This window comes from Microcystis sp. LEGE 08355, from assembly GCF_015207185.1.
GTDB classification, from domain to species: domain Bacteria; phylum Cyanobacteriota; class Cyanobacteriia; order Cyanobacteriales; family Microcystaceae; genus Microcystis; species Microcystis panniformis.
The window spans coordinates 1-1,982 of record NZ_JADEXI010000739.1; the positions used below are offsets into that span (position 1 = coordinate 1).

Genomic DNA, 1,982 nt, shown 5'->3' on the forward strand with positions numbered 1-1,982 from the left:
TAACTTTCAGCTATCAGTTATCAGCCTGGGTTTTTTTGACCGGAAATCTTGGATACAGGCTGATAAAATCAACGCCGATGCTCGGAAAATCTAGAAAAAACTGTCCCCCTCATCCGTGAATTATCCTAACTTTTTACCCACTGTTAGCGAGGGATTGAGCGAAGATACCTCCCTTGCTCTCCTCGAAAATATCCAACAAATTGCCATCGATAGCCCCATCTATCCTCGATCGATTCTAACTACCTATAGTCAACAAGGGCAAGGTCAACCGCCTTTTCTCCTCCTGCACGGTTTTGATAGTTCCCTGCTGGAATTTCGGCGTTTACTACCTTTACTCGCCCAAAATAGGGAAACTTGGGCGATAGATCTACTCGGCTTCGGTTTTACTGAGCGAGAGCCAGATTTAGAAGTATCTCCGAAAACTATTAAAAGCCATCTTTACCATTTCTGGCAAACTGCGATCGCCAAACCGCTGATTTTAGTCGGTGCTTCCATGGGGGGTGCAGTGGCCCTCGATTTTGCCCTCTCCTACCCGGAAATAGTGGCGAAATTAGTCCTCATTGACAGCGCAGGACTAGCTAATCCCCCAGTTTTGGGTAAATTGATGTTTTCTCCCCTCGATAAGTGGGCAACTAATTTTTTAGCCAATCCCCGCGTGCGTCAAAATATCAGTCGTACTGCCTATTTCGATCAAACTTTGGCCACTGTTGATGCTTGCACCTGTGCTAATCTGCACTTAAATTGTCCCCACTGGAGTGAGGCTTTAATCTCTTTTACCAAAAGTGGCGGTTATGGGGCATTTTTACCAAAATTAAGCCAAATAAACCGAGAAACTCTGATTATTTGGGGAGAAAACGATCAAATCTTAGGCACAAAAGACGCGAAGAAATTTCAGCAGGCTTTGCCCAATAATCAACTGGTCTGGATTCCTCGCTGTGGTCATGTTCCCCACCTCGAAAAACCAGAACTTACCGCGGCCGCGATACTTAAATTTGCGATCTAAAAACTTATAATGGGATTATTTGACCCTATAGTGCCAACTTTTATGAAATTTTTGCCGATCGCTCTCGGTACATTCAGCCTTCTGAGTTTATCTGTCAATATTCCTGCTACTGTAGCCACACAACAGCTTTTTTGTCAAGGCCGCATGAATAACGGTTGGTCCTATTCGGCAGAATTTCTCAATGGACGTTTTGAACGCATTCGCTGGACGCGTTCCGGTCAACCCCCCCAAGTTTCTAGCCTTAGTTTTAAAAATACTAACAACAAAGGACAACCGATTTATCGTGGCAGTCTATTCGCCGCAGTCAGTGTGACTCTGATAGACTTATCGAAAGGAGATGTCCGTCCCGGTTCGCAAATTTCCGTGGGAGTGGAAGAATGGGGTTGGTCGCGGGGAAAATGCGCTCTTTCTAACCGTTGACATCCTCACCGCCGTAAACGGACGGTGATTCCTCACCACGCCACCTTTTTAGAATGGTCGCGTCAATGGGGTTAACGCTTCACAGGACGCTGCTTCTTTAACAGAAGTCTTACGCTTTCCGACCCGTCCGTTTAAAGTCTCCGATTGCCCACCGGCGACCTTGATATTTACCGCAGCATTGATGTCTCGATCATGGAAAGTCCCACAGAAAAGACATTCCCACTCACGGATATTTAACGCTTTCTTACCGCCGATATTCCCACAACAGGAACATCGCTGAGACGTTGGCTCCCATCGGGAAATTATCCGAAAATCACGCCCATATTTATCAGACTTTGCCGATAGCATATCTCGAAAAGAACGCCATCCTAAGTCTGATATAGCACGGGACAACTTCCGATTTGGTAATGATTCGGTAGTAGTGGCGTAGCTCTCTTGCTTACCTGGTATGAATTGTGTCAAATATTTATTAATAAAAATAATTGGAACCCGCTCAGTCTTTAAACCTCTAGCTTGCTCATGACTTTTCTGATAAATATCTTTTTCTGGCTCCTGTCTG

General features: G+C 45.2%; 3 protein-coding genes. 2 read left to right on the top strand and 1 reads right to left on the bottom strand.

Translation table 11 applies throughout. The features are described from left to right. Positions 1-115: 115 nt before the first annotated feature. Both IQ242_RS23530 and IQ242_RS23535 read left to right on the top strand, forming a co-directional pair. On the top strand, positions 116-1,003 hold the full coding sequence (locus IQ242_RS23530; protein WP_193961618.1) for an alpha/beta fold hydrolase: 888 nt from the start codon (positions 116-118) through the stop codon (positions 1,001-1,003). Between the two features lie 42 nt (positions 1,004-1,045). Further along, positions 1,046-1,423, top strand: a complete 378-nt coding sequence (locus IQ242_RS23535) for a hypothetical protein (RefSeq protein ID WP_002769310.1) — start codon at positions 1,046-1,048, stop codon at positions 1,421-1,423. A 48-nt stretch (positions 1,424-1,471) separates the two neighbouring features. Here the strand turns inward: IQ242_RS23535 and IQ242_RS23540 are convergent. Continuing rightward, positions 1,472-1,982 (bottom strand): transposase (locus tag IQ242_RS23540; protein ID WP_228021181.1); only part of this gene is annotated, 511 nt, incomplete at its 5' end.

Coding starts and splice junctions, on each gene's coding strand:
- IQ242_RS23535 (WP_002769310.1), top strand. CDS start 1,046: ATGAAATTTTTGCCGATCGCTCTCGGTACATTCAGCCTTCTGAGTTTA.